Raw genomic sequence first — 22,282 nt, forward strand, 5'->3', positions numbered from 1 at the left:
AAGTGTATAATATTTTACGATTATAAATAACCCTTATATTATAGGAAAGGAATTATGGAAACAATGAAGAAAAAATTAATGATGTTAGTACTTTCATTAGTACTTTGTGTTACTACAGTTGGTCAGTTTAGTACACCGGTACAGGCTGAAGAAAGAACAGATTACGTTATTAAAGTTAATAAAGGGACAAACTGTGTTACAGTCTATGATAAAGACGGGAAGCCGGTTAAGGCTATGATTTGTTCTCCAAGTAATGAAACACCTGTAGGAACATTTTATACTCCTGTAAAATATAAATGGCATGAAATGATTGGTAACTGCTATGCACAGTACTGTACAAGAATTACTTGGGATGGAATACTTTTCCACTCAGTTTGGTATTACAAAAATGGTGATAAGTCAACAATGTCAGTATCAGCATACAACGTAATGGGTAACAAAGCATCTCACGGATGTGTTCGTTTACTTTGCAAAGATGCAAAATGGATTTATGACAATTGTGCATTAAAAACAAAGGTAGTTATTTTTAACGGAACAAAGAAAGATGATCCATTAGGAAGACCATCATTTACACCACTTTCAACAAAATCACGTACTTCATGGGACCCAACAGACCCAGACCCAAAGAATCCATTCAGAGGAAACAAGCCAACAATAACAGCTAAAACAGCTACAGTTAAACTTGGTTCAAAGGTTAATGTAAAAGACTTAGTTTTAATTAAGGATTCAGCTGGAAATGAATTAACAGCTAAAGAAGCAAAGGTTAAAGTAAAAGGAAAAGTAAATACAGCAAAAGTTGGTAAATATAAAGTTACATATAGAATAACAGATAAACTTGGAAAGAAGACAAGCAAGACATTTAAATTTAATGTTATTGATAATAAGAAACCTACGATTTTAGTTGATAAAAAGAAAAAGACAGTTGCGATGACAACAACTCAGAATCTTTTAAATGGTGTAACAGCACAGGCAGCATCAGGAAAAGATTTGACTCAGAAAATCAAGGTAAAAGTTATTGATGAAGCAGGCAACAAAGTAAGAGTAAAACAGGGAAATGTTACATTTGATAAAGCAGGAACTTACAAAGTTGTATACAAAGTAACAGGAAATAATAAGAAAACAAGAACAACAACAGTTAAGTACAATGTTGTTGACAGAGGAGTTAAATTAACTGTAAACACTAACATTACAATTAATCAGGGTGAAATATTTGAACCATTAAAATATGTTTCAGAATTAAAGACATTTAAGGGCGTTGCTATTGATATCGCTAAGAATGTAAGCATTACAGGTACAGTTAATTCAAATGTTCCCGGAACATACAAGGTAGTATATGCAGCAGCTAACAGAGGAATTGCTTATACAAGAAGAGAAGTTGAAGTAACAGTAACAGTAGTTGCTAAGACACCTGAAACAACTACTGTACCGGAGACAACAAAGGCTCCAGAAACAACTACTACACCAGAAACAACAAAGCCTGCTGAGACAACAAAGCAGGAAGAAACAACTGCACCACAGACAACAAAAAATTCAGCTAATCAGGATAAAGATTGGTCAGAAAGATATTAAGATATGTATACATTTGAAACAATGATAAGCTACAGTGCTGTTGACAGAAATGGAAATTTGCCACTATATGGAATTTTAAATTTGCTGCAGGATTGCACTAATATGCAGTCTTCAAGCATAGGAATGGGAGTTGAGCATATGAAACAGGTTAACAAAGGATGGATACTTGTTTCATACAAAATCTCATTAAAAAAGAAGTTAAGATATGGCGAAAAAGTCCGTGTTGGAACGGCAGCAAGTAGTTTTAGCAGCTTTTATGGAGACAGAAAATTTCAAATAGAATCGCTAGATGGTGAAAAATTAGTAGAAGCCGATAGTATATGGGTTTTAATGGACATGGAAACACGCCATCCCATAAGAGTATCCGAGGAAGAAAGAAAAGGATATGTAATTGAAGAAGGAATAAATGATTTGAAGGCTGACAGAAAAATCAAATTCTCTTCTGAAAGGGAAAAAGTTGGTGAATTTAAAGTCCTAAAGACTTATATAGATAATAATGGTCATATGAATAATGCTGATTACTTAAGGGTTGCAGCAGAATTTGTACCGGCAGATTTTGAATACTATGAGGTTGATATTATCTATAATAAGGAAGCTATGGAAGGCGAAATGATGACAGCATATTTGCATCGTGAGGAAAATGAAATTGAAATTACATTTGAAGATAAAGATGAGAATGTACTGGCAAAGGTAAGACTGCAAAATAAATAGCATTATAAAATAAAACAATTCATTACTCAGAAATAAGGATAAATGATTTTAGACTAACATTTTAGGAATAATGAATAAAAATATTAAGGCGGGAGTAGAAATCTCCCGCCTTATAAAATATAATAAAGTCGTAAATAATTAATAAAATGTCTGATTAAAATTAAAAAATTAAAAAATAGTTAGAAAATATATTATGGCAGGCATTTAAATATTTATAAATAAAAACAGATACAGAAAGGACGGAAACACATGATTGAATTAGGAAAATATCAGATATTAAAGGTAGTTAGAAAGTCAACAATAGGAGTATATCTTGGGGATGAAAGAGAACAGGTATTGTTACCAAAGAAACAGGTACCACAGGATATTAGTGTTGGCGATTCAATAAAAGTATTTATATACAGAGATTCAGAGGACAGACTGATTTCTACTGTAAATCAGCCACTATTAACATTAGGTGAAGTAGCAATGCTTACAGTAAAAGATGTTTCAAAAAATGGAGCATATCTTGACTGGGGACTTGAAAAAGATTTGTTCCTTCCATATAAAGAACAGACAACGCAGGTAAGACCGGGTGAAAGATACTTGATAGCTTTATATATTGATAAGAGTAGCAGATTATGTGGAACCATGAATGTATACGATTATTTGGAAGATAATCCGCCATATGTGAAAGATGATCAGGTTTCAGGTATAGTTTACAATTATAATGAAAGATTTGGAGCATTTGTAGCAGTAGATAACAAATATCACGGAATGCTTTTAAAAAGAGAACTCCACAGAAATGTTCAGATAGGTGAGCAGATTGAAGCAAGAGTTATAAATGTAAGAAAAGATGGCAAGATGGATTTGAGCCTCCAGAAGAAAGCATATTTGCAAATGGAAGACGATGCAAAGAAAATATATGAAATAATAGAGGCAATGGGTGGTGAATTGCCATATACAGATAAGGCAAAACCGGAAGTTATTAAAAATGATTTTAATATGAGTAAAAATGAATTTAAGCGTGGTATCGGCAGATTGCTCAAAGAACGTAAGGTGTCAATTGGGGTAAATTCAATAAAATTAACAAAAGAATAATGCCGATATACAATTTAGCCAAATTATAAAATTATATTTTGGCTATTTACAATATAGAATTTTCTCTGGGGCTGATTTACAATAACCACTGTAATAAAGAAGAGTACGGAGGCGTGATTTGCGGAGTATGTTGCGCCAGGCACTAGATATTAGAGGAGGAACTTATGGCAAGTTTATCATTAAAAAACATTAGCAAGGTATATCCTAACGGATTTGTTGCAGTAAAAGATTTTAACCTTGAAATCAAGGATAAGGAATTTATCATTTTCGTAGGACCATCAGGTTGTGGTAAGTCAACAACACTTCGTATGATTGCAGGTCTTGAAGAAATCTCATCAGGAGAATTATATATTGGAGACAAGTTAGTTAACGATGTAGAACCTAAAGATAGAGATATCGCAATGGTTTTCCAGAACTACGCTTTGTATCCACATATGACAGTATATGATAATATGGCGTTCGGTCTTAAGTTAAGAAAAGTACCTAAGGCTGAAATTGAAAGATTAGTTAAAGAAGCAGCTAAGATTCTTGATTTGGAACACTTACTTGACAGAAAGCCAAAGGCTTTATCAGGTGGTCAGAGACAGAGAGTTGCTATGGGTCGTGCAATCGTTCGTGATCCTAAGGTATTCTTAATGGATGAACCTCTTTCAAACTTAGATGCTAAGTTAAGAGTTCAGATGCGTGTTGAAATTGCTAAGATTCATAAGAGATTAGGAGCAACAATCATTTACGTTACTCATGACCAGACAGAAGCTATGACACTTGGTACAAGAATCGTAGTTATGAAAGATGGTGTAGTTCAGCAGGTAGATTCACCTAAGAACTTATATGATAATCCGGTTAACTTATTCGTAGCAGGATTCATGGGATCACCACAGATGAACTTCATCGACGCTGAAGTTGAAAGAGATGGAGAAGATGTTAAACTTCACATTGGTCAGGCAAGACAGTACATCACAGTACCAGCTGATCAGGCTAGAGCTTTAGTTGAAGGCGGATATGTTGGAAAGACAGTTGTTATGGGTATCAGACCAGAAGATATTCATGATGAAGAAAGCTTCATTGAAATGTCACCTGAAAGTGTATTTACAACAACAATCAGATTATACGAATTATTAGGTGCTGAAGTTTACTTATACTTCGATGTAGAAGGATTCGATTGTACAGCAAGAGTAAATCCTCGTACACAGGCTAGACCTGGTGATGAAGTAAGAATGGCAATGGATCTTACAAAGTTGCATATCTTTGATAAAGAAACAGAACAGGTTATCACAAACTAGTAAAAATGAAATAAATGTGAAAAAAAGAGGAAATGCACAAAAAAAGTGTATTTTCTCTTTTTTTTTAATGAAAATTATATTAAACTATAAGATAAGAATGTGTTGAGCTTATTTTGATGAAAATAAAAAGATAAACTCTAGTCAGAAAAGATTTACGTACACACAAAATTTATAATTTTAAATTATAATTTCTTAGAAAACAAAATGTTGGGATGCATTAAATTATAAAGAAATAGAGGTATACAGAATGATTTCAAATCAGATACTACAATCAACAATCAAAGGAGTAAAAGACATATCAAGAGTTGACTTATATGTTGCTGATACAGATGGAAAAATAGTTGCCAGTACTTCCCAGATTGGAAACCAGTTTAAAGATGCTATAATTGCATTCGCAGGTTCACCGGCAGATAGCCAGTCTGTTCAGGGATACCAATTTTTTAAGGTATATGATGAGAACCAGTTAGAATTAATTTTAATAGCTCAGGGAGCAAATGATGATGTATTTATGATTGGAAAGATGGCAGCCTTCCAGATACAGAATCTTTTGGTAGCGTATAAAGAAAGATTTGATAAAGATAATTTCATAAAGAATCTTTTGTTAGATAATCTTTTGTTGGTTGATATTTATAACAGAGCTAAGAAATTGCACATAGACATGGATACAAGAAGAGTTGTGTGCATTATTGAAACAAAGAATGAAAAAGACAGTGTTGCATTAGAAACTGTCAGAACATTATTTGCAACACAGAAGAAAGATTTTATTACAGCAGTAGATGAAAAGAGCATAATATTAATTAAGAATCTTGAAGAAAAACAAGGATATGAAGATGTTCAGAAGATTTCAGAAACAATTGTTGATATGTTAAATACAGAAGCAATGGTTAAGGCAACAGTTGCATATGGTACAATTATTTCAGAATTAAAAGAAGTGTCACGTTCTTATAAGGAAGCAAAGATGGCTTTAGATGTAGGAAAGATTTTCTATAGCAATAAGAGTGTTATTGCATATAACAACTTAGGAATTGGACGTTTGATTTATCAGTTACCTATTCCTCTTTGTAAGATGTTTATAAAGGAAAACTTCAATGGAAAGTCACCTGATGATTTTGATGAAGAAACACTTACAACAATAAATAAGTTCTTTGAAAATAATTTGAATGTATCTGAAACATCAAGACAGTTATATATTCATAGAAATACACTTGTATACAGATTAGATAAATTACAAAAGAGCACAGGACTTGATTTAAGAGTGTTTGAAGATGCAATAACATTTAAGATTGCATTAATGGTAGTAAAATATATGAATTATATGGATAGTATGAATGAATTCTAAATACGGCTATAATGGAATGCGCAGTTTTTCTGCGCATTTCAAATGCTTTTAGGAGTCACGGCAGGGTGAGAGGACAAAGAAAATGATTACTTTTGAAAATGTTACTAAGTCGTATGGTAATGGTGCACCGGCGCTAAGTAACCTTAATATAGAAATTGAAGATGGAGAGTTTGTATTTGTTGTAGGAACAAGCGGTTCAGGCAAATCAACATTTATTAAATTACTTTTGAAGGAATTAGAACCGACAGAAGGAAAAATTATCGTAAACGATACTGAATTAAGAAAACTAAGATCAGGAAAGACTGCAAAATACAGAAGAAAAGTAGGAGTTGTATTTCAGGATTTCCGTCTTTTGAAAGATAGAAATGTATATGAAAATATCGCATTTGCACAGAGAGTAATAGGTGTGTCCACAAGAGAAATAAAGAAAAATGTTCCTAGAATGTTATCTTTAGTTGGGCTTTCTGAAAAATATAAGTCATTTCCAAATGAGTTATCAGGTGGTGAACAGCAGAGAGTTGCACTTGCAAGAGCGTTGGTAAATAAGCCGGCATTGTTGTTGGCAGATGAGCCAACCGGAAACCTGGATCCGGGAAATTCATGGGAAATCATGAAATTGTTGGATGAGATTAACAAACAGGGAACGACGGTAGTTGTAGTTACGCATAATATGGAAATAGTTGAGCGAATGCAAAAAAGAGTAATTACAATGAAAAAAGGAATAAAGGTAAGCGACAGTAAGGTGGATTAAAGATGAAAATTAGAACAGCATTATATTGCCTTAAGCAAGGGCTTGTAAATATAAAGAGAAACAAATTATTTTCACTTGCTTCGATTAGTACAATAGCTGCCTGTGTATTTCTGATTGGTATGTTTTATACAATTGTAGTAAATTTCCAGTACATTGTAAAATCAGCAGAAGACCAGGTAGGAATTACTATATTTTTTAACGAAGGAATAGATCAGGCAGGAATTGATGCCATAGGGGCGCAGATAGCTGCAAATGATAAAGTGGCAAATTACACATTTACTTCAGCAGAAGAAGCGTGGGATATTTTTAAAGTAGAATATTTTAAACAGAATGAAGATTTAGCAGAAGGATTTAAGGATGACAATCCGTTGGCAAATTCAGCATCTTATACAGTATATTTGAAAAATATAGAAGACCAGAAAAGCTTTTCAGATGAGATGTCTCAGGTAGAGGGTGTAAGAGCAGTAAATTATTCAGAAGGAACAGTAAGCGCAATGACAAGCTTTGGAAGGCTTGTTGGATATGCATCTGTAGCTATAATTGTTGTATTGCTTGCTGTAGGTATTTTCCTTATTAGTAATACGGTAATGATTGGTATTTCTGTTCGTAAGAAAGAAATAAAAGTAATGAAGTTAATTGGTGCTTCAAATATTTTTGTAAGAGCACCATTTATCATAGAAGGTATAGTTATAGGTTTAGTAGGAGCAACAATTCCATTAGTACTTATTAAAGTGTTATATGAAAAGGTTGTCGAATTCGTAATGCAGCAGTTTAGCGCATTATCTTCTATAATTGTATTTTTACCACAGAGCACAATTTTTGCAGTATTGGTTCCTATGGGATTAGGAATCGGTGCAGGAATTGGATTTGTAGGAAGTATTTTATCAATTAGAAAGCACTTAAAGGTTTAAGGAGGAGGAAACAAAATGAACAAAGTTCATTTTCTATAAATGTTTCCGACGAATAGCCGCCGACCGAAGGGAGGGGGCAACACATATATGAGGAGAATGTTCATGAAAAAAAGAAACAAGATATTGTGTGGATTTCTTGTCCTTAGCTTAATAATAGGAACGGCAGTGCCGTCTAGAGCTACAATTAAGGACGAAAAAGATAAATTAAATAATTTGCAGAATGAGCAGGAAGATGTTCAACAGCAGATTAATGGTTTGGAAAAATCAAAGGCTGACGCAAAAACATTTATTAATACAGTGGATTCTCAGGTTTCAGCTATTTCAAAACAAATGTATGACAACGAGAATGAACTTGATAAAACTGAAAAGAAAATAAAGAAAAATGAGAAAAAATTAGAGAATGCTCAGACAAGCATAGAGAATCAGTATGCTGCGATGAAACTTAGAATACAGTTTATGTATGAAAATGGCGATACACAGATGTTGGATTTGATTTTGTCATCAAAGAGTGTTGGCGATTTTCTTAATAAGGCAGAATACATATCAGAAATTTCATCATATGACAGAAAAATGTTAAATAAAATGAAAGAGACAAAGCAGGAAATTGCTGATACTCAAGTTGCGTTAGAAGACAGTAAAACTAATTTAGAGAATTTGCAAACAAAGCTTTCAAAACAAAAGAGCGATTTGCAGATATTGTCTGATGCAAAAGAAAAAGAAATGGAAGAATATAATAACCTGATTGCTGCAGGAAAGAAAAGCAAAGATAATATAGATGATGAAATCAGCAATCAGAAACAGGTTATTCAGGAAATGGAAAGCATTGAAAAGGCAAGAGAAGAGGCAGCAAGAAAAGCAGCACTTGCAGCTCAGAATGCTAATAAAAGTACAGGACAGAGTTCTGCTTCAACAGGAGTAACTCAGACAAAACCAAATACTGACAGCAATGCAGGAAGTACACAAAATACCGTAAATTCTGCAACAGGATATATTTGGCCTTTGCCTGGATATAGCACAGTATCATCTGATTTTGGATACCGTTCAGATCCATTTACAGGCAAACAGTCATATCATTCAGGTATAGACATACCGGCTCCGGCAGGAACAAGAATTGTGGCAGCCGCATCAGGACAGGTTGCGTGGGCAAACTATAGTACAACAGCAGGAAACTGGATTGGAATAGATCACGGCAATGGTGTATATACTGTATATATGCATTGTTCTGCATTAATTGTATCAGCAGGACAAAATGTAAGTGCGGGAGACGTTATAGGGCTTGTAGGAACAACAGGTTCGTCAACAGGAAATCATTTGCATTTTAGTGTACGATTAAATGGGGCATATGTAAGTCCTTGGAATTACGTGAGCAAATAAAGAAAACGAAGGCACACTACTAAGATAAAATAGTGGGTGCCTTTGTTCTGTTATATACGGCAAAAATATAAATAACTATTATAAGGAGACATATAAATCATGAAAAAGAAGAAAGCTGCTAAAATAATAGGCGTAATTTTGGTTGTTGTGTTTGTATTTGGAGGTGGATTTGCAGCAGGTACAATTTCAACAATAATTAAGACAAATAGCTCAGATAACATTGCATCACAAGTACAGACAAAGATGAATTATCTAAATAAATTGATTGATGATTATTATTTGGATTACAATGACAATAAGAATGATGAAAAAATAAAAGACAGTATTTATAAAGGTCTTTTAAATGGATTAGATGATCCATATTCTGTGTATTATACAAAAGAAGAATATCAGTCATTGCTTGAAAGTACTAGCGGAAGCTACTGTGGAATAGGTGTTGTTGTTAGCCAGAATAATGATACGGGAGTAATTACTGCAGTTAGAGTATTTGACGGAGCACCTGGAGATAAAGCGGGTGTTAAAGCTAAGGATATTATATATAAAGTAGAAGATGAAGAAGTAACCGGTGAAGATTTAAGCTCCGTTGTTGCAAAGATGAAAGGAGATAAAGGAACTAAGGTTAAAGTCACAGTATATCGTCCATCTACATCAAAGTACATTGATATGGAAATTGAAAGAGATGAAGTTAATGTTCCTACAATAGAAACAAAAATGCTTGATAATAATATAGGATACATGCAGATAACAGAATTTGATGAGGTTACATACAATCAGTTTAAAGAGGGCTTGGAAAGTTTAAAGAAGCAGGGAATGAAGTCTATTATTTTTGATGTTAGAGATAATCCGGGTGGAATGTATAAAACTGTAGTAAATATGTTAGATGATATTTTGCCTGAGGGAGTTTTGGTGTACACTGAGGATAAAGATGGCAATAAAGAGGAACAAAAATCTGATGCAAATTGCCTTGATATGCCTATGGTTGTTTTACAGAATGAAAACAGTGCCAGTGCAGCAGAGATTTTTGCAGGGGCAATTAAAGATTTTAAGGCAGGTACAATAATAGGATATACATCATTTGGAAAAGGAATTGTACAGACAATAATGCCATTATCTGACGGTTCGGCAATAAAACTTACGATACAGAGATATTTTACACCAAGTGGAGTTAATATTCAGGGAACAGGCATTGAACCGGATATTAAAGTAGAAGAAAATTCTGAGACAGAAAGAGATGACCAGTTACAAAAAGCAATAGATACATTGTCAGAAGAATAAAAAATTGTTAAAAGCGTACAGAACAAAAGTTCGATTTTGTTCTGTACTTTTTTTTGCCTGAATGATATACTAATCAGGTAGCAATACTAAGAAGATATCGAATAGAGTAAAAGTTTTATAATGAAATAATATGATGCTAGGGCGAAAGCCTCTATTTGTGAGCAAATAATGCTATTTATCAACTCTTTATAAAATTCGTTTGCAGGGCGACCCCTATTTGTGGGCAAACTCATGTGGACTTAGACCTTTTGACTCTGGCATCACATAAAATAAGGGGATAAATATAACAGAGGTATTTTATGGATCATTTTGAATTAGTATCAGAATTTAAGCCGACAGGGGATCAGCCCCAGGCAATAGAAGAATTAGTTGAAGGATTTAAAAAAGGTAATCAGTGTGAAACCTTATTAGGTGTAACAGGTTCAGGTAAGACATTTACAATGGCGAATGTTATACAACAACTTAATAAACCAACGCTGATTATTGCTCATAACAAGACTTTGGCAGCTCAGTTATATGGTGAATTTAAAGAATTTTTTCCAAATAACGCAGTGGAATATTTTGTCTCCTATTATGATTATTATCAGCCGGAGGCGTATGTGCCAAGTACAGATACTTATATAGAAAAAGATTCGGCAATAAATGATGAAATAGATAAATTAAGACATTCGGCAACAATGGCTTTGATGGAAAGAAAAGACGTTATTATTATTTCGTCAGTTTCCTGTATTTATGGCTTAGGAGATCCGATTGATTATAAGAATATGGTTGTTTCCCTAAGACCGGGAATGATTAAGGATAGGGATGAAGTAATAAGAAAATTAATAGAGATACAATATGATCGCAACGATATGGATTTTAAGCGTGGTACTTTTCGCGTAAGAGGAGATGTTGTTGAGGTATTTCCGGCTTCATATGGCGACACGGCAGTCCGTATAGAATTTTTTGGAGATGAGGTGGACAGGATAACGGAAATTGATACATTAACAGGTGAAGTTAAGAACAGACTGGAACATGTGGCAATTTTCCCTAATTCTCATTATGTTATTCCACCTGAAAAGATGGAAGGTGCGATTGCGGCAATTGAGAAGGAACTGGCACAACAGGTAGCTTATTTTAAGAGTGAGGATAAGCTGATTGAAGCACAAAGAATCGCCGAGCGTACTAATTTTGATATGGAAATGCTTAGGGAAACCGGAATTTGCTCAGGCATAGAGAATTATTCAAGACATATGGCAGGATTAGAGCCGGGTGCGACACCTCATACATTAATGGAATATTTTGGAGATGATTTTCTAATAATAGTAGACGAATCGCATATTACAGTTCCACAGATTAGAGGAATGTATGCAGGCGACCAGTCAAGAAAGACAACACTGGTGGATTATGGATTCAGACTTCCATCAGCAAAAGATAACAGACCACTTAATTTTGATGAATTTGAAAGCATGATTGATCAGATTATGTTTGTTTCGGCAACACCGGGAGAATACGAGAGCCAGCATGAGTTATTAAGAGCACAACAGGTTATCAGACCTACAGGTCTTTTGGATCCTGAGGTTGAAGTGAGACCGGTTGCAGGGCAGATAGATGATTTAATTTCTGAAATTAATAAAGAAGTAGAAAAGAAGAATAAAATATTAGTTACTACTTTGACTAAGAGGATGGCAGAGGATTTGACTGACTATATGAAGGAAGTTGGAATCAGGGTTAAATACCTTCATTCGGACATAGATACATTGGAGCGAGCAGAAATTATAAGAAATATGAGACTTGACCAATTTGATGTACTTGTAGGAATTAACCTTTTAAGGGAAGGTCTTGATATTCCGGAAATTGCATTGGTAGCAATATTAGATGCAGATAAGGAAGGCTTTTTAAGATCGGAGACATCGCTTATCCAGACGATAGGACGTGCCGCAAGAAATGCTGAGGGTCATGTAATCATGTATGCGGACAAGATTACTGATTCAATGAGAGTTGCCATAGATGAGACAAATCGTCGTAGAGATATACAGATGAAGTACAATAAGGAGCATGGAATTACGCCAAAAACTATTATTAAAGCAGTGCGTGACCTTATTAGTATTTCAAAAGAAGTGGACAAGAAGATTAATGATATTGAGAAAGATCCGGAATCAATGGATCCAAAGGAAATTTGCAAATTGATAGATAAGCTGACAAAGAAAATGCAGAAGGCAGCAGCTGATTTTGATTTTGAGTCAGCAATAGAATTTAGAGATAAGATAGCAGATTTGCGAAAATATTTGAATTAAACAGATTTGAATATAGGCATAGTGTAAGAGGTTTGAGAGAAAATATAATTATAATAATTGTAGTGAATTTACAGCTTGTTATTTTTAATTAATATTCAGAACACCCTGCATGTAGAGAGGACAGACAATTGGATAATAAAAAATATATAAAAATCAGAGGTGCAGCAGAGCACAATTTAAAAAATATAGATATAGATATTCCAAGAGATGAATTTGTCGTATTGACAGGTCTTAGTGGCTCAGGTAAATCGTCTCTTGCATTTGATACAATTTATGCTGAGGGGCAGAGAAGATATATGGAATCATTATCTTCTTATGCAAGACAATTCCTAGGACAGATGGAAAAACCACAGGTAGAAAGTTTAGAAGGACTTCCTCCGGCAATTTCAATAGACCAGAAGTCAACAAATAGAAATCCACGTTCTACAGTTGGAACTGTTACGGAAATATATGACTATTTAAGACTTTTATTTGCGAGAGCAGGTATTCCGCATTGCCCGAAATGTGGCCGCGAAATAAAAAAACAGACTGTTGATGAAATGGTGGATAAGATAATGGCACTTCCTGAAAGAACAAAGATTCAGGTTCTTGCACCGGTTGTTAGAGGAAGAAAAGGACGCCATGAAAAAGTGCTTGAAGGAGCGAAAAGAAGTGGATATGTACGTGTTCGTGTAGATGGAAATATGTACGAACTAACAGAAGACATAACATTAGATAAGAATATAAAGCATAATATTGAAATAGTTGTAGATAGACTTGCAATTAGAGAAGGAATGGAAAAGAGACTTAATGACTCTATTGATAATGCACTTAAATTAGCAGATGGTTTAATGATTATCGATGTAATTGATGGAGAACCAATGACATTTAGTCAGCATTTTTCATGCCCGGATTGTGGAATTAGTATTGATGAAATTCAGCCGAGAAGTTTTTCGTTTAATAATCCGTTTGGTGCGTGTCCTGATTGTTATGGATTAGGATATAAGATGGAGTTTGATGAGGATTTAATGATTCCTGACAAAAGTTTAAGTATTAATCAGGGAGCGATAGTTGTTCTTGGGTGGCAGAGTGCAAATGATGGTAAGAGCTTTGCAAATGCCATTCTTAAGGCTTTAGGTATAAAATATAATTTTGATTTAGATACACCGTTTGAAGACTATCCACAGGAAATTCATGATATTTTGATATATGGAACAAATGGAGTTTCCGTGCCTGTTCATTATAGAGGACAGCGTGGAGAAGGAGTTTATGATATTGCATTTGAGGGGCTTATAAGAAATGTTGAAAGGCGATATAGAGAAACAAGTGCAGAATCAACAAAGGCAGAATATGAGACATACATGAGAATTACACCGTGTAAGAATTGTGGCGGACAAAGATTAAAAAAAGAATCGCTTGCTGTAACAATTGCAGATAAGAATATTTATGAGATGACAGAAATGCCTGTTAGGGATTTAAGAGAGTTTTTGGAAAATGTTGAACTGTCAGAAATGCAACATAAAATCGGCGATGAAATTCTTAAAGAAATAAAGGGAAGACTCAAGTTTTTGGTTGATGTAGGATTGGACTATTTAAGTCTTTCAAGAGCAACGGGAACATTATCCGGTGGAGAAGCTCAGAGAATACGTCTTGCAACCCAGATAGGGTCAGGGCTTGTTGGAGTCGCTTATATATTAGACGAACCAAGTATAGGTCTTCATCAGAATGACAATGATAAGTTACTTGCAACACTTAAACATTTGCGTGATTTGGGTAATTCATTGATAGTAGTTGAGCATGACGAAGATACAATGAGAGCAGCAGATTTCATAGTAGATATAGGTCCGGGAGCAGGAGCCCACGGAGGTGAAGTTATAGCTACCGGAACGGCTGAAGATATTATGAAGAATCCAAACTCAATTACAGGAAAATACTTAAGTGGTGAAATAAAGATTCCTGTTCCAAAAACAAGAAGAAAACCGACAGGTTGGCTTAAAATCGTTGGAGCAAAGGAAAATAATTTAAAAAATATAAATGTAAAAATTCCTACAGGAGTGCTTACATGTGTAACAGGTGTTTCAGGTTCAGGTAAGAGTTCACTTGTAAATGAAATTTTATATAAATCTCTTGCAAAACAGTTAAACAGAGCAAGATATATTCCCGGAAAGCATAAGACAATAGAGGGAGTAGAGCAGTTAGATAAAATTATTGATATTGATCAGTCTCCAATAGGAAGAACTCCACGTTCTAATCCGGCAACTTATACAGGGGTATTTGACACTATTAGAGATTTATTTGCAAATACAATGGATGCTAAGGAGCGAGGTTACAAGAAAGGTCGTTTTAGTTTTAATGTTAAAGGCGGCCGTTGTGAAGCTTGTTCAGGTGATGGTATTTTAAAGGTAGAAATGCATTTTCTTCCGGATGTTTATGTGCCATGTGAAGTATGTGGTGGAAAGAGATATAATCGTGAAACATTAGAGGTTAAGTATAAAGGAAAGAGCATATACGATGTACTTGATATGACAGTTGAGGAGGCATTGGACTTTTTCAAAAATGTACCAAAAATTCATAACAAGATACAGACTTTATACGATGTTGGATTGTCATACATTAAATTAGGACAGCCATCAACTACATTATCCGGTGGAGAAGCTCAGAGAATTAAACTTGCTACAGAATTAAGTAAAAGAAGTACGGGAAGAACAATTTATGTACTTGATGAACCTACAACAGGACTTCATTTTGCAGATGTACACAAGTTAGTAGAAATTCTACAAAGGCTTGCAGCCGAAGGAAACACGGTAGTTGTAATAGAGCATAATCTTGATGTTATTAAAACCGCAGATTATATTATTGACATGGGTCCTGATGGAGGAGACAGAGGTGGAACTGTTGTAGTTTCGGGAACTCCTGAGGAGGTAGCAAAACACCCTACATCTTATACTGCAAAATACGTAAAACAGTATTTGGAAAAAGACAAAAAATAATAAAGTTGACATTTTAAAATATTGTGTATTTTTCATAAAAAACAGGAAAATAAAAAGGATTTAAAAAGGCCAAAAACAGCAATGGTTACAAAGATTAAAAACATGTTTTTAAACCCTTTAAAACTGCATAAAAATGTGCTAGATTATAGTTACAAGTTAAAGGAAAAGTACATTAAAACTTAATAAGAAATTAATACCGTAAGGCTTCTAAAAATTATCATTAGAACGTGTCATGAGATGAAAATTAAGTAAGTATCCAAGAGGAATGTTTAATGGGAAAAAGTCCTATAGGAGAAAACGAGAGACTCCAATATTTATTTAATCCGTGCTAGGAAAACAGAACAATTGGAATCGAGTGAATATTAGTCAAATATAGGTAAGAAAGGAGTTACCGGATTATCTACATAAGGTACAACGGATCGGAAGAGTTGTAAGAAGAGAGTGGATTGAAGGATGGTTATTAATCTCCAAGTGGCAACGTTGTTACAGAGATTTGAAAGATAACATCCTTATATATGTAGATATATTAAATTATTTGCAGATGGTATTTTTGAAACACGATTTTGATTAGGTATGATAAATCGAAAGTAAAGTAAGGGAGTATAGTTTCATATAAGATTAATGATTAATGAAGTTTGATCTGCAGCTAATGAATCAATTTTAGAAGTAAGGTATTTAAATACGAGCACCTGATATTAATAAATGTCAGGTGCTTTGTTAATTTAAGAAAAGATTTATATTGTTATGGTTTTAACAATAGCCTACTTGTTTTAATATTAAAAATAATGTAGAATTGTTAATGATTTGAGAAAAATACAATTAATGATATTAATAGCATTTATCGTATTTTACAATAAATTGGTTAAAGCCATTATAGGAGAAAACAAAATGAATAAAGTTCAGTTTTAATAAATGTTTTCGAAAATTAGCCAACGATTCAAGTGGAAACACATATTAATTAGGAGGAATTATAGTGAAGAAAGAATTAGTAATCGTACTTGATTTTGGTGGTCAGTATAATCAGCTGGTTGCAAGACGAGTTCGTGAATGCAATGTATATTGTGAGATTTATTCTTATAAGACTGACATTGAAAAAATAAAAGCTATGAATCCAAAGGGAATTATTTTAACCGGAGGACCTAATAGTTGTTATGAAGCTGATTCTCCAACATATTCAAAGGAATTATTTGAAATGGGAGTTCCTGTTTTAGGACTTTGCTACGGAGCACAGCTTATGATGCATGTTTTAGGAGGAAAGGTAGAACGTGCAGACGTTCGCGAGTACGGTAAAACAGAAGTAATCGTAGATAAAACAAATTCACAGATATTTGAAGGCGTTTCACCTAAAACAATTTGTTGGATGAGTCATTTTGATTATATATCAAAGGTAGCACCTGGATTTGAAATATCATCTCATACAAAGGACTGCCCTTGTGCATCAGCAGAAAATGCAGATAAGAAACTTTATGCAATACAGTTCCATCCTGAAGTACTTCATACGCAGGAAGGAACAAAGATGCTTTACAATTTTGTTCGTGGAGTATGCCAATGCTCAGGTGAATGGAGAATGGATTCATTTGTAGAGGAATCAATTAAGGCAATCCGCGAAAAAGTTGGAGATGGAAAAGTATTGTGCGCATTATCAGGTGGTGTAGATTCATCTGTTGCAGCAGTAATGCTTTCAAAAGCAATTGGAAAACAGCTTACATGTGTATTTGTAGACCACGGTTTACTTCGTAAAAATGAAGGAGATGAAGTAGAAGCTGTATTTGGTCCTGATGGTCCATATGACTTAAACTTTATTCGTGTAAATGCACAGGAACGTTACTATAGCAAATTAGCAGGAGTAACTGAACCTGAAAAGAAGCGTAAAATTATCGGAGAAGAATTTATCCGTGTATTTGAAGAAGAAGCAAAGAAAATCGGAGCAGTAGACTTTCTAGTACAGGGAACAATTTATCCTGACGTTGTAGAAAGTGGATTGGGTGGTGAATCAGCAGTAATCAAGTCACATCACAATGTAGGAGGATTACCTGATTGCGTAGATTTTAAAGAAATAATCGAACCACTTCGTGACTTGTTTAAGGACGAAGTAAGAAAAGCCGGCTTAGAAATGGGCATACCTGATTATCTTGTATACCGCCAACCATTCCCGGGACCAGGACTTGGAATCCGTATCATCGGTGAAGTAACAGCCGAGAAAGTTAAAATGGTACAGGATGCAGACGCAATCTATCGCGAGGAAATTGCAAATGCCGGACTTGATAAAACAATCGGCCAGTATTTTGCAGCACTTACAAATATGCGAAGCGTAGGTGTAATGGGTGACGAAAGAACATATGACTACGCCATTGCACTCCGTGCAGTAAATACTGTAGATTTTATGACAGCAGAAGCTGCAGAAATACCTTACGAAGTATTATCAAAGGTAATGAGCAGAATTATAAATGAGGTGCGAGGAGTCAACAGAGTAATGTATGATTTGACGAGTAAGCCACCTGGAACTATAGAGTTTGAATAAATCGAGTTGCTTAAAAAAGCCAGTGTTTATGCGGGTTTCAGCGATTTCGATTAGTCTTTTGATAACAAATTGATAACAGTCATAGCAAGTGCCATTATTCTTGTTATCCAGTGGTTTATGGGTAACGGAACAATTAACAGGTGGCTTGCAGACTAAAGTTCGGAGCTTGGCTCTGAACAAATTCCATATTATAAACTAAGCCCTTAGCTGTGGTTAATAACCATAGTTAAGGGCTTTTTTGTCGTTGCCAAAGCATCTGTAGGGAGCTGCCAGTGGCAGGTCCTGTAGGTGCTTATTTATCTTTCAAGTGGTCTTTGAATGCTTCCACGAGAGCGTCACTTAATTCCTGTGATGGAACTTTTGCCCAACGCTGTGTGGTGTCGAACTCTGGATAATGGTAACGCCAGTTATCGTATTCTTCTCTGTTGATTTCTTCGGAAGATAGCTTGTCTGCCTGTTCTTTCCAAGCATACAGCATTTTGAGGAGTTCATATGCTTCTCTGCCTTTGTCCTTGTTGACCTTTAAGCATACCTCTCCGTCTGCTTCACTGACAGTAAGACCGTAAATATCTTCAAGGGTAAACAGAGTGTGCATAAGACCGATATAGCTGTCTATGTCAGGAACATCAAGAGCCTGTGGAGAAACATCAAGCACCTGTGCCAATGCATTTGTAAGGTCTGCTTTCGGTTTGCGTGTACCAGTTTCGTACTGTGCCAAACGCACATCAGCACTCTTTTCTGGAAAACCGATTGCTGTACCGAGATACTTTTGTGTCATACCACGCATTAGTCTGAAAAAATGTATTCTTTCGCTGATAGCCATAATGATACGCTCCTTTTATATTTAGTGAAATAAGTATAGCAGAAATGTTTAGTGGAAGTCAAGAAAAACCGAAACAAAAATGTTTAATATTTTCTTTGCAACCACTTGACAATAGCAAATATGTTTAGTAAAATAAATTACGAATTAAACAAATATGCTTAATGCGACAACTGAATGACCGTCCGAAAAGCCAAACCGCCAAGACCTCGTCGGAGCAAGTTCCGTATCGTTCGCTTGTGTGCAAGCACAAAAGCTCATTCGCTGCACTGCTCCTCCTCTTCCCCAAAAGTCTCCGACTTTTCGGGAACCCCTATACGAGCGAGCGCCTGATGTACTGCGGTGCATTGGGACAGCACAGCGCCTGCCGACAAGCAGGAGTGCCTGTTGGAACTTTAACACGGAGAAAGCGGCAAGCAAAAAATTATTTTAAGAAAGGAAGAAAAAGGATATGGAAAACAGATTTATCCGAGCCGAAGATGTGGCTCAGGAACTAAACGTATCAAAACCTTATGCATATAAACTCATCAGACAATTAAATGAGGAATTGAAAGCAAAGGGCTTTATTACGATTGCAGGGCGTGTAAATCGCCAGTATTTTTACGAAAGGCTCTACGGAGCAGGAAAGGGGGAAATGTAAATGCCGGTATTTAAGAATGAAGATAACGGTACTTGGTATGTGATGGCAAGGTATGTGAACTGGAAAGGGGAACGCAAGCAGAAATGCAAGCGTGGCTTTGCTACCAAACGAGAAGCACAGGAATGGGAAAGAATGTTCAAATTGCAGACTTCTTCAGACCTTGATATGAGTTTTGAAGCCTTTACGGAGCTTTATATCAATGATGTGAAGAACCGTTTGAAGGAAAACACGTGGCTTACCAAAGAGCATATCATACGCACAAAGATACTTCCGTATTTCGGGAAACTGAAAATCAGCGAGATTTCCACAAAGGAGATTATTACTTGGCAGAATGAAATGCTTGCCTATCGTGATGAGAAGAAAAAGCCTTATTCACAGACGTATCTGAAAACGCTGCACAATCAGTTGTCCGCCATTTTCAATCACGCTGTCCGCTACTATGAACTGCGTTCCAATCCTGCGGCAAAGGTGGGAAATATGGGACGTGAGGAACACAAGGAAATGCTGTTCTGGACAAAGGAAGAATACAAGAAATTCTCTTTTGAGATGATGGACAAGCCTGTTTCCTTTTATGCGTTTGAAATGCTTTACTGGTGCGGTATCCGAGAGGGCGAGCTGTTAGCTTTGACTCCGGCAGATTTCAACTTTGATAAGGAAACAGTCACAATCAATAAATCCTATCAGCGTTTGAAAGGGCAGGATGTGATTACTTCTCCGAAAACGAAAAAGAGCAACCGCACGATTAAAATGCCGAAGTTTCTGTGTGAGGAAATGAAAGAATATCTCGGTATGCTTTACGGATTGAAGAAGAAAGACCGTATCTTTACGGTGACGAAAAGCTATCTTCATCACGAGATGGACAGAGGGGCAAAGGCGGCAGGCGTGAAGCGTATCCGCATTCACGATCTCCGTCACAGCCACATTTCACTCTTGATTGATATGGGCTTTTCTGCGGTGGCGATTGCTGACCGAGTTGGTCACGAAAGTATTGATATTACTTATCAGTACGCACACCTCTTTCCGTCAAAGCAGATTGAGATGGCAGAAAAATTAGATGATTTAGGGAAAGGAGATTTTGAAAATGTCAGCTAAGAACAGAGATAACAAAAATCGTTGGAGGAATATCACAGTAGGGTTTCGAGTATCGCCCGAAGAAAACGAACTCATTAACAGAGCTGTAGCTCTATCAGGATTGCCAAAACAGGAGTATTGTTACCGCCGTTGCTTAAATCAGGATGTGGTGGTACAGGGCAATCCGAGAGTGTATAAGGCGTTGAAAACGGAATTTGCCACAGTCCTTGCGGAACTGAAAAGGATTGAAGCAGGAAAAGGTGTGGATGATGAACTGCTGAGTGTAATAGAACTGATTTCCATTATTCTCGGCGGTTTGAAAGGAGAGGATGCGAATGGAGAATAAAAAAGAAATGACTATTCCAAATGTATCTGCGGCAACAGATGCGGAACAGTCACTTTCCAAATGTACTGACAATAGTATAGTCAATCAGGATACGGATTTCAAGGGGTACGAGCAATCTTTTGAAGAAATGCAAAGGGAAATACTCAGACAGTTAGACCCTTCCTATCTGAAAACAGTATCAATGACAACGCTGTATGATACGGTGTTTGAGGTTCAGACACCACTTATCGACGGTCTGCTCCAAAGGGGAACTTACCTTTTCGTAGGTTCCCCGAAAGTGGGAAAGAGCTTTATGATGGCACAGCTTGCCTATCATATCAGCACAGGCACACCGCTTTGGGAGTATAAGGTGCGTAAGGCAACGGTGCTTTATTTTGCCCTTGAAGATGATTACCCACGTTTGCAGAAGCGATTGTTTCAGATGTTCGGTGCAAAGGAGACAGGCAATCTGTATTTCGCAACGGAATGTAAAACGGTCAATGGCGGACTGGAAGAACAGATAAGAGGGTTTATGAGGGAACACCCAGACACAGGCTTGATTATCATAGACACCTTAAAGCGTGTGCGTGAAGCAGGCGGAGCAGATTACAGCTACGCAAGTGATTATGATGTTGTGGCAAGGCTGAAAGCGTTGGCAGACAGTTACAAGGTTTCAATGCTTATTGTTCATCATACACGCAAACAAAAATCGGAAGATATATTCGATATGATTTCAGGCACGAATGGTCTGATGGGTGCGGCAGACGGTGCATTTGTTCTCAGTAAGGACAAGCGTACTTCCAACAATGCCACACTTGATGTTGCTGGCAGAGACCAGCAGGATATGAAAATCCATCTTGTAAGGGACAGCGAGCGATTGGTGTGGAACTTTGCAAAATCGGAAACGGAGATGTGGAAAGAACCGTCCGAACCTCTGCTTGAGAAGATAGCGGATACGCTCTTTTCGGAAAGTGACAGATGGGAAGGAACTGCTTCGGAACTTTGCGAAAGGCTTGCGGTGGATATAAAGCCGAATGTACTTTCTTTAAGGCTCAGTATCAACGCAAGCAGGCTGTTTCGTGATTACGGTATCCGTTATCAGAACAGCCGCACACACGACGGAAGAAAGGTTTCACTTTGGAAAGAAACCGAGCAGACGGCGTGACAAACGGTGTCAAAGGTGTCAATGTTTTTGAGAGCAGCACGCTGTGAAAAACATTGTCACCATCGTCACACTTTGACACCGGATAAAGTTTAGGGGAGTGTGCAGAGAGTGCCTTTTCAAAGGCGGCTCTTTGGTCTCGCCTGCTGGCTCGGTCGGTTCGCAGGCGTGTGTGCCACCGGCACACGCTCACCCCTCGGAGAGC

General features: G+C 36.2%; 17 protein-coding genes. 16 read left to right on the forward strand and 1 reads right to left on the reverse strand.

What is annotated here, in order from left to right; genetic code table 11:
• The first annotated feature begins 54 nt into the window (after nt 1-54).
• The 12 genes from N5B56_RS06495 (at nt 55) to guaA (ending at nt 18,059) form a co-directional block, all read left to right on the forward strand.
• Nucleotides 55-1,569: a L,D-transpeptidase family protein gene (locus tag N5B56_RS06495; protein ID WP_022088703.1), complete on the forward strand. Its 1,515-nt coding sequence runs from the start codon at nt 55-57 to the stop codon at nt 1,567-1,569.
• A gap of 3 nt (nt 1,570-1,572) precedes the next feature.
• Nucleotides 1,573-2,280, forward strand: coding sequence for an acyl-[acyl-carrier-protein] thioesterase (locus tag N5B56_RS06500; protein ID WP_022088702.1), 708 nt, complete (start codon nt 1,573-1,575; stop codon nt 2,278-2,280).
• Nucleotides 2,281-2,529: 249 nt separating this feature from the next.
• Entirely contained in the window at nt 2,530-3,360 is an 831-nt protein-coding gene (locus N5B56_RS06505; RefSeq protein ID WP_117910111.1) for a CvfB family protein, read from the forward strand.
• 164 nt (nt 3,361-3,524) lie between these two features.
• The gene (locus N5B56_RS06510; RefSeq protein ID WP_022088700.1) at nt 3,525-4,643 is read left to right on the forward strand and encodes an ABC transporter ATP-binding protein; all 1,119 of its coding nucleotides are present in this window, start codon (nt 3,525-3,527) and stop codon (nt 4,641-4,643) included.
• A gap of 247 nt (nt 4,644-4,890) precedes the next feature.
• Complete coding sequence (locus N5B56_RS06515; protein WP_022088699.1) at nt 4,891-5,982, forward strand: PucR family transcriptional regulator; 1,092 nt, start codon at nt 4,891-4,893, stop codon at nt 5,980-5,982.
• An 82-nt stretch (nt 5,983-6,064) separates the two neighbouring features.
• Entirely contained in the window at nt 6,065-6,733 is a 669-nt protein-coding gene (gene ftsE / locus N5B56_RS06520; protein WP_022088698.1) for a cell division ATP-binding protein FtsE, read from the forward strand.
• 2 nt (nt 6,734-6,735) lie between these two features.
• Nucleotides 6,736-7,644 carry a permease-like cell division protein FtsX gene (ftsX, locus tag N5B56_RS06525; RefSeq protein WP_022088697.1) on the forward strand — a complete coding sequence of 303 codons (909 nt, stop codon included), beginning with the start codon at nt 6,736-6,738 and terminating at the stop codon, nt 7,642-7,644.
• Nucleotides 7,645-7,746: 102 nt separating this feature from the next.
• Entirely contained in the window at nt 7,747-9,018 is a 1,272-nt protein-coding gene (locus N5B56_RS06530) for a murein hydrolase activator EnvC family protein (RefSeq protein WP_158574544.1), read from the forward strand.
• Between the two features lie 99 nt (nt 9,019-9,117).
• Nucleotides 9,118-10,293, forward strand: a complete 1,176-nt coding sequence (locus N5B56_RS06535) for a S41 family peptidase (RefSeq protein ID WP_118565897.1) — start codon at nt 9,118-9,120, stop codon at nt 10,291-10,293.
• Nucleotides 10,294-10,592: 299 nt separating this feature from the next.
• Nucleotides 10,593-12,569 carry an excinuclease ABC subunit UvrB gene (gene uvrB, locus N5B56_RS06540; protein ID WP_260978616.1) on the forward strand — a complete coding sequence of 659 codons (1,977 nt, stop codon included), beginning with the start codon at nt 10,593-10,595 and terminating at the stop codon, nt 12,567-12,569.
• 128 nt (nt 12,570-12,697) lie between these two features.
• Nucleotides 12,698-15,538, forward strand: coding sequence for an excinuclease ABC subunit UvrA (uvrA, locus tag N5B56_RS06545; RefSeq protein WP_260978617.1), 2,841 nt, complete (start codon nt 12,698-12,700; stop codon nt 15,536-15,538).
• 973 nt (nt 15,539-16,511) lie between these two features.
• Nucleotides 16,512-18,059 (forward strand): glutamine-hydrolyzing GMP synthase, encoded by a 1,548-nt coding sequence (guaA, locus tag N5B56_RS06550; protein WP_118565900.1) that lies wholly within the window; start codon nt 16,512-16,514, stop codon nt 18,057-18,059.
• A 292-nt stretch (nt 18,060-18,351) separates the two neighbouring features.
• On the opposite strand, the gene N5B56_RS06555 is transcribed toward guaA, so the two are convergent.
• Nucleotides 18,352-18,882 carry a helix-turn-helix domain-containing protein gene (locus tag N5B56_RS06555; RefSeq protein WP_009247529.1) on the reverse strand — a complete coding sequence of 177 codons (531 nt, stop codon included), beginning with the start codon at nt 18,880-18,882 and terminating at the stop codon, nt 18,352-18,354.
• Between the two features lie 448 nt (nt 18,883-19,330).
• On the opposite strand from N5B56_RS06555, the gene N5B56_RS06560 reads away from it, so the two are divergent.
• From N5B56_RS06560 to N5B56_RS06575, 4 genes are read left to right on the forward strand one after another with little or no spacing between them, the layout of a single operon-like run.
• Nucleotides 19,331-19,519 (forward strand): helix-turn-helix domain-containing protein, encoded by a 189-nt coding sequence (locus N5B56_RS06560; RefSeq protein WP_009247528.1) that lies wholly within the window; start codon nt 19,331-19,333, stop codon nt 19,517-19,519.
• The gene (locus tag N5B56_RS06565; protein ID WP_009247527.1) at nt 19,520-20,611 is read left to right on the forward strand and encodes a site-specific integrase; all 1,092 of its coding nucleotides are present in this window, start codon (nt 19,520-19,522) and stop codon (nt 20,609-20,611) included.
• On the forward strand, nt 20,601-20,936 hold the full coding sequence (locus N5B56_RS06570) for a plasmid mobilization protein (protein ID WP_009247526.1): 336 nt from the start codon (nt 20,601-20,603) through the stop codon (nt 20,934-20,936). The genes N5B56_RS06565 and N5B56_RS06570 overlap by 11 nt, the downstream gene beginning before the upstream one ends.
• Entirely contained in the window at nt 20,926-22,080 is a 1,155-nt protein-coding gene (locus N5B56_RS06575) for an AAA family ATPase (protein ID WP_260978618.1), read from the forward strand. Before N5B56_RS06570 ends, N5B56_RS06575 begins: the two co-directional genes overlap by 11 nt.
• The last annotated feature ends 202 nt before the right edge of the window (nt 22,081-22,282 follow it).

The organism is Eubacterium album, assembly GCF_025336545.1.
In the GTDB taxonomy this organism is placed as follows: Bacteria; Bacillota; Clostridia; order Lachnospirales; family Lachnospiraceae; genus Eubacterium_U; species Eubacterium_U album.

Excerpts from the sequence above, each read along its gene's own strand:
- N5B56_RS06560 (WP_009247528.1), top strand. The coding sequence starts at position 19,331 with ATGGAAAACAGATTTATCCGAGCCGAAGATGTGGCTCAGGAACTAAAC.
- N5B56_RS06530 (WP_158574544.1), top strand. The coding sequence starts at position 7,747 with ATGAAAAAAAGAAACAAGATATTGTGTGGATTTCTTGTCCTTAGCTTA.
- N5B56_RS06495 (WP_022088703.1), top strand. The coding sequence starts at position 55 with ATGGAAACAATGAAGAAAAAATTAATGATGTTAGTACTTTCATTAGTA.
- N5B56_RS06510 (WP_022088700.1), top strand. The coding sequence starts at position 3,525 with ATGGCAAGTTTATCATTAAAAAACATTAGCAAGGTATATCCTAACGGA.
- ftsE (WP_022088698.1), top strand. The coding sequence starts at position 6,065 with ATGATTACTTTTGAAAATGTTACTAAGTCGTATGGTAATGGTGCACCG.
- N5B56_RS06575 (WP_260978618.1), top strand. The coding sequence starts at position 20,926 with ATGGAGAATAAAAAAGAAATGACTATTCCAAATGTATCTGCGGCAACA.
- N5B56_RS06570 (WP_009247526.1), top strand. The coding sequence starts at position 20,601 with ATGTCAGCTAAGAACAGAGATAACAAAAATCGTTGGAGGAATATCACA.
- N5B56_RS06565 (WP_009247527.1), top strand. The coding sequence starts at position 19,520 with ATGCCGGTATTTAAGAATGAAGATAACGGTACTTGGTATGTGATGGCA.
- ftsX (WP_022088697.1), top strand. The coding sequence starts at position 6,736 with ATGAAAATTAGAACAGCATTATATTGCCTTAAGCAAGGGCTTGTAAAT.
- N5B56_RS06500 (WP_022088702.1), top strand. The coding sequence starts at position 1,573 with ATGTATACATTTGAAACAATGATAAGCTACAGTGCTGTTGACAGAAAT.
- N5B56_RS06505 (WP_117910111.1), top strand. The coding sequence starts at position 2,530 with ATGATTGAATTAGGAAAATATCAGATATTAAAGGTAGTTAGAAAGTCA.
- uvrB (WP_260978616.1), top strand. The coding sequence starts at position 10,593 with ATGGATCATTTTGAATTAGTATCAGAATTTAAGCCGACAGGGGATCAG.
- N5B56_RS06515 (WP_022088699.1), top strand. The coding sequence starts at position 4,891 with ATGATTTCAAATCAGATACTACAATCAACAATCAAAGGAGTAAAAGAC.
- N5B56_RS06555 (WP_009247529.1), bottom strand. The coding sequence starts at position 18,882 with ATGGCTATCAGCGAAAGAATACATTTTTTCAGACTAATGCGTGGTATG.
- N5B56_RS06535 (WP_118565897.1), top strand. The coding sequence starts at position 9,118 with ATGAAAAAGAAGAAAGCTGCTAAAATAATAGGCGTAATTTTGGTTGTT.